We start from the raw sequence: 6,063 nt of genomic DNA, 5'->3' as shown, positions 1-6,063 counted from the left end.
AGGGCACCGCAGGTCAGAGGGGTGCGGCGGTGACTGCCGGTGGAGTGTCCCTGGCCGTGGCCCACGAGACGGGGCGAGGCCCGCGGTCGACGGGCGGGAACTCCGGGAGCCAGAGGCGCCACGGGGCCGTGACCTGGGGTGCCCTGCTGGGCCTCTGCAGGGCACCCCAGGTCAGGGGCTGTGCGGGGATGCTCGGAGCCAGGGGTGGGAGCGGTCCTCTGCACCGGTGTTACACGGCCGACACACGGTGGTATTAGCGTGATCGACACGCCCCGGCGCGCCGACGCTCCGAGCACGAGAGGACCCGCCGATGAAGCTCACCCCCCGCGAACTGGACAAACTCACCCTGTTCACCGCGGCGGAGGTGGCCCGGCGGAGGCTCGACCGTGGAGTGCTGCTCAACGTCCCGGAGGCCACCGCGCTCATCTCCTGGGAGATCGTCGAACACGCCCGCGACGGTCGCACCGTCGCCGAGTGCATGGACCTCGGGCGCCGGGTCCTGGACGCCGGGCAGGTCATGGCCGGCGTGGTGGAGCGGCTGCCCATGATCCAGGTCGAGGCCACCTTCCCCGACGGCTCCAAGTTGGTGACCGTGCACGATCCGGTCGGCCCGGTGGAGCAGCAGGCATGACCGCTCACGCCGCTGTGCACCCGCACGAGCACGCGCACACCGACCCGGCCACCGCCCGGATCGTGGCGCTGGGTCCGGAGTCCGAGCAGATGCCCGATCTGGGGATCCCGTCCGCCGCTCCCGGGCGTGAACTGCACGACCTGGTGACGGCGGAGTTGGAGACGGGCGCGCTCGTCGTCGTCGTCCCCATGACGTTCGGCCGCGCACCGGCGATGATCGCCGACTGCTCCCGCACCCTCCGCGACGTCAGGGGCCGCACCGGCGGTGCCCGGGTCGCACTGGCCGCGCCGCTGGGGGATGCCACGATGCTGGTCACCCGCCTGCGCGCCGCGATCCGACGTCACGAGCTCGGGGACGCCGCGGCCGACTCGGTACTCGTGGTGAGCCCGGCGATTGACCCGTTCGCCGACGCCGAGCTGTTCCGCCTGGCCCGTCTCGCGCGGCAGTACGGCCGGCCCGGGCTGGTCGAGGTCGCGTTCCACGGCGGCACCGAGCCGGACCCGGACCTGGCCGGCGGTCTCGCGCGGCTCGATGCGCTCGGGTCGGGGCGTCCGATGGTCGTGAGCGCCACGTTGGCCCCGGCGCCGGCCACGGGCCGTGGTCTTCCCGGCGAGGGCGAGTACCTGATGGGCCCGGCCGTCGTGCGCAGCATCATCGACACCCGTGTGCGCGAGGCGGTCCACCGGCTCGACCACGGTGCCGGCGGTCCGGGCGCTGCTGGTTCCACAGGCGCAGATGGCATCGACGCGGCGCTCGACGCCGAGGACGGCCACGGTTACGCCCACTCCCACGTAGCGGCCGACGGCAGCGTCTACACCCACTCGCACTAGGCACCACCTCACAGACCCACCCCACCAACCCAGAGGAGCGCGATGTCCGGATCCGGGAAGTACCAGTACGGCGACGGCGACATCACGCTGGGCGCCGGTCGCGCGACCATCGAGCTCGAGGTCACCAACACCGGCGACCGCGCGGTCCAGGTGGGCTCGCACTACCACTTCTTCGAGTCCAACCGGGAGCTGCGCTTCGACCGGCCGGCCGCCTACGGGCGCCACCTGGCGATCGGCGCGGGCCTGGCGGTGCGGTTCGAACCCGGGCAGACCCGCACGGTGCGGCTGGTGGACTACGCCGGCGAGCGCGTCTGCCACGGCTTCTCCGGACTGGTCGACGGGCCCCTCGACGACCCGGCCGTGCGGGAGCGCGCGCTGGAGCGGATGCACGACGGCGGGTTCCTGAGCACGGACGAGAGGTACGACGACGACGAGGCCGGGCGCCACGCCGAGGGCCCGCCGACCGTGCTCCCCCGCGCGACCTACACCGACATCTACGGACCCACCATCGGTGACCGGTTCACGTTGGCGGACACGGTGCTGACCGTCGAGGTCGAGACCGACCACAACGCTGTCACGACCAACGGATCCAGCGGCTACGGCCAGGAGGCCGTCTACGGCGGCGGCAAGGCGATCCGGGACGGGATGGCGCAGGACCCGGCGGGGACGCGGGCCTCGGGCGCGCTGGACCTGGTGATCACCGGGGCCACGATCCTCGACGCCGTGATCGGGGTGGTCAAGGGCGACATCGGGGTGCGCGACGGCCGGATCGTGGCCGTGGGCAAGGCCGGCAACCCGCACCTGCAGGACGGCGTCCACCCGGACCTGGTGATCGGCCCCGGCACGGAGGTCGTGGCGGGCGAGCACAAGATCGTCACCGCCGGGGGAGTGGACACCCACATCCACTTCATCGCCCCGCAGCAGGTGGACGAGGCCCTGTCCAACGGGGTGACCACCATGTTCGGCGGCGGGACCGGCCCGTCCGACGGCACCAAGGGGACCACCTGCACGCCGGGCGCCTGGAACATCGGCCGGATGCTGCAGGCCGCCGACGGGTTGCCGGTGAACATCGGGATCCTGGGCAAGGGCAACACCTCCCAACCGGAGTCGGCGGTCGAGCAGATCGTCGCCGGCGCGGCGGGCCTGAAGATCCACGAGGACTGGGGGACCACCCCGGCAACCATCCGCTGCGTGCAGGAGGTCGCGGACGAATACGACGTGCAGGTGGCGATCCACACCGACACCCTCAACGAGTCCGGCTTCTACGAGGACACCCGCGCCGCCCTCGGAGCCTCGACCATCCACACCTTCCACTCCGAGGGCGCCGGCGGCGGGCACGCCCCCGACATCCTCCGGGTGTGCGGTGAGCCCAACGTCCTGCCGGCCTCCACCAACCCGACGCTGCCGTACACCGTGAACTCGGTCGACGAACTGCTCGACATGGTGATGGTGTGCCACCACCTGTCGCACGACATCCCCGAGGACGTGAGTTTCGCCGACTCCCGGGTGCGCGCGGAGACCATCGCCGCGGAGACCGTGCTGCACGACGAGGGCATCATCTCGATCTTCTCCTCCGATTCCCAGGCCATGGGCCGGATCGGGGAGTCGTGGCAGCGGGCGTTCCAGACCGCCCACCACTGCCGGGTCGAGCGCGGACCGCTGCCCGAGGACGGTGACCGCAACGACAACGAGCGGGTCCTGCGGTACGTCGCCAAGATGACCATCAACCCCGCCATCGCCGCCGGGATCGCCGACCACCTGGGTTCGATCGAACCCGGCAAGCTCGCGGACCTGGTGGTGTGGCCCGTGGACTCCTTCGCCGCCAAGCCGTCGCTGGTGATCAAGGGCGGGATGATCGTGTGGGCGCCGATGGGCGACCCCAACGCCTCGCTGCCCACCCCGCAGCCCGTGATCTACCGTCCGATGTTCGGCGCGTACGGCGGGGCCATGCAGTCCACCCGGGTGACGTTCCTGTCCGCGGCCGCGATCGAGGCCGGCGTGCCCGAGCAACTTGGCCTGACCTCGCCCTGCCTGCCCGTGCGCCGGTGCCGGGGGATCGGGAAGAAGGACATGGTCCGCAACGACCGCTGCCCGCGGATCGAGGTGGATCCCGACACCTACGTGGTGACCGTGGACGGCGAGCCCGCCACCATCGCACCCGCGACCACACTGCCGCTGGCGCAGCTGCACTACCTGGCATGAGTGGATCCGACCTGTCGCGACTGCTGCTCGCGCTGCAGTTCACGGACTCGTCGTTCCCCTCGGGGATGTACACCCTGTCCCACGGGCTCGAGGGGCTGGCCCAGCGGGGCGAGGTCGACGCCCGGCGCCTGCCGCAGGTGCTGCACTCGATGCTGCGCCACGCCATCGGCCCCGCGGACTCGGTCGCGCTGGCCCTGGCGTGGGCGGCCACCCGCGAGCACGGGGATCGGGACGAAGAGGCGCTGATGGAGGGACTGACCCGCATCGACCGGCGGCTGCACGCCACCCGGTTGACGCGGGAACTGCGGGACGGCGCCACCCGGACGGGGAAGCAGGTGCTGGATCTGGCGGCCGAGCTGCTCGACGACCCGGTGGTGGGCGCCTGGAACGGCCACGTCCGAGCCCGCCGGTCGCCCGGGTCCCAGTCCGTGGTGATGGGTGTCGTCTACGCCCGTGGGGGGCTGGACCAGCGCGACGCCGTCGCCGCGGACCTCACCGCCGTGGTGATCAGCCTGGCCGGCGCCGCACTGCGACTGCGGCTGGCCGACCACCGCAGTGCCCAGGCGCTGGTCCGCGGGGCGGCGCCCGTGATCGAGGAGGTCACCGACGCCGCCATCGGCACCGTGCTGGAGGATCTGGGCGGGTTCGCGCCGATACTGGACCTGGCCAGCTGTCACCACGAGAACTCCGACGCCAGGCTCTTCGCCAGCTGAGGACACGACGGACACGCCACAACGGAAGGGAAGGCACATGACCGAGGGACGAGGCGTGCTGCGCATCGGGATCGGCGGGCCCGTGGGCTCGGGCAAGACCGCGCTGATCGAGGCGCTGGTGCCGCTGCTCATCGAGCGCGGTCGGGCGCCCGCGGTGATCACCAACGACATCTACACCCAGGAGGACGCCGAGCACGTCCGCCGCACGCTGGCCGGCGTGCTGGACCCCGCCAAGGTCGTGGGCGTGGAGACCGGGTCGTGCCCCCACACCGCGGTCCGCGACGACCCCACCATGAACCTGGCGGTGGGCGCCGAGATGCTCGAGGAGCACCCGGACGTCGACACCCTGATCTTCGAATCCGGCGGGGACAACCTCACGTTGACGTTCTCGCCCGCACTCGTGGACCTGTTCGTCTTTGTCCTGGACACCGCCGAGGGCGAGAAAATGCCACGCAAGCGGGGCCCCGGGATCACCGAGTGCGACCTGCTGGTGATCAACAAGATCGACATCGCCCAGTACGTGCGCTGCGACCTGGGGGTGATGAGCTCCGACGCCGACCGCGTGCGCTCCGGTAAGCCCGTCGTGCTGACCGACTGCCTCAGCGGCACCGGGGTGGACGAGGTGTTGGATTACTTCGAGTCGCGTCGCGCGGACCTGCTGCCGAGCGCGTGACCGGGCCGGTTTCCCGGGCCGACCGGCTGGCACGCGCGGCCGACCCCGGTCACGTCTCGCGGGCCGTGGCGGCCGGTCCGGCGTCTGCCGCGGGCTCGCTCCCGGTGGGATCGCCGGGCAAGGTCGGCGTCCTGGACCTGGACTACCGGCTCGCCCCGGACGGGCGAACCGTCCTGGCCGACCGCTACCAGAAGTCTCCTCTACAGGTGATGCGCCCGCTGTACGTCGATCCGGGCCTGCCCCATGTGCCGGTCACCTATCTCATGTCCACCGGCGGTGGAGTGGTCGGCGGCGACAGGCTGGACATCGACGTCCGACTGGCCGACCGGTCCCATGCGGTGATCACGACCCAGGCCGCCACCCGGATCCACCGCATGGACGCCGGGTACGCCACCCAGAACGTCACGCTGACGCTGGGCGCGGGGGCGGTGTGCGAGTGGGTTCCCGACCCCCTCATCCCGTACGCCGGGAGCCGGTTCCAGCAGAGCCTGCGCGCGACGGTCCCCGAGGACGCGGTGCTGATGGTCTCCGACGTCCTCACCGCCGGCCGGGTGGCCCGCGGTGAGCGGTGGGCGGTGGACGCGCTGGTCTCGCGGGTGGAACTCGCCCGGCCCGACGGTACCCCGGTGGTGGTGGATGCCACCAGGATCACCGGGGGGTCCGGTGGGTTCGACGGCGACCTGGTCACCGGCGGATCCGATGCCATCGGCACCCTGTTCGTCCTTGCTCCGGGACCGGCGACGGACCTGGCGGCCTCGATGCGGGCGGCGATCGGCTCGAGCGTGGGCGTGCGCTGGGATGAAGTGCGCTGCGGGGTGAGCACCCTGCCCGAGGGGTGCGGGGCGTGGTCCCGGGTGGTGGGCGGCAGCCCGGAGGCGGTGGAGGCCGCAGTGCGCGCGATGTGGTCCGCCGCGCGCGGGCACGTGCTGGGGGCGTCGGCGCCCGATCTGCGCAAGGGCTGAGAAACGCAGGGTTCACTGAAGGTGGACGCAGGCAACACGCACGAAACACGGC

At 72.1% G+C, this 6,063-nt stretch carries 6 protein-coding genes; all 6 read left to right on the top strand.

Annotation, left to right across the window (positions count from 1 at the left end; all coding sequences use genetic code 11):
- Positions 1 to 310 precede the first annotated feature (310 nt).
- From H483_RS34675 to H483_RS34650, 6 genes are read left to right on the top strand one after another with little or no spacing between them, the layout of a single operon-like run.
- Positions 311 to 631 carry an urease subunit gamma gene (locus H483_RS34675; RefSeq protein ID WP_017837974.1) on the top strand — a complete coding sequence of 107 codons (321 nt, stop codon included), beginning with the start codon at positions 311 to 313 and terminating at the stop codon, positions 629 to 631.
- Positions 628 to 1,461, top strand: coding sequence for a sirohydrochlorin chelatase (locus tag H483_RS34670; protein ID WP_017837973.1), 834 nt, complete (start codon positions 628 to 630; stop codon positions 1,459 to 1,461). The genes H483_RS34675 and H483_RS34670 overlap by 4 nt, the downstream gene beginning before the upstream one ends.
- 42 nt (positions 1,462 to 1,503) lie before the next feature.
- Positions 1,504 to 3,663, top strand: a complete 2,160-nt coding sequence (ureC, locus tag H483_RS34665) for an urease subunit alpha (RefSeq protein WP_017837972.1) — start codon at positions 1,504 to 1,506, stop codon at positions 3,661 to 3,663.
- Positions 3,660 to 4,376: an urease accessory protein UreF gene (locus H483_RS34660; RefSeq protein WP_017837971.1), complete on the top strand. Its 717-nt coding sequence runs from the start codon at positions 3,660 to 3,662 to the stop codon at positions 4,374 to 4,376. The genes ureC and H483_RS34660 overlap by 4 nt, the downstream gene beginning before the upstream one ends.
- Before the next feature lie 37 nt (positions 4,377 to 4,413).
- Positions 4,414 to 5,049 (top strand): urease accessory protein UreG, encoded by a 636-nt coding sequence (gene ureG, locus H483_RS34655; protein ID WP_017837970.1) that lies wholly within the window; start codon positions 4,414 to 4,416, stop codon positions 5,047 to 5,049.
- Positions 5,046 to 6,011 (top strand): urease accessory protein UreD, encoded by a 966-nt coding sequence (locus H483_RS34650; protein WP_017837969.1) that lies wholly within the window; start codon positions 5,046 to 5,048, stop codon positions 6,009 to 6,011. The genes ureG and H483_RS34650 overlap by 4 nt, the downstream gene beginning before the upstream one ends.
- The last annotated feature ends 52 nt before the right edge of the window (positions 6,012 to 6,063 follow it).

The organism is Dietzia sp. UCD-THP (genome assembly GCF_000349585.1).
Lineage (GTDB): Bacteria > Actinomycetota > Actinomycetes > Mycobacteriales > Mycobacteriaceae > Dietzia > Dietzia natronolimnaea_A.
Note: the sequence above shows the minus strand (reverse complement) of the source record. Positions and strands in the feature narration are given on the sequence as shown.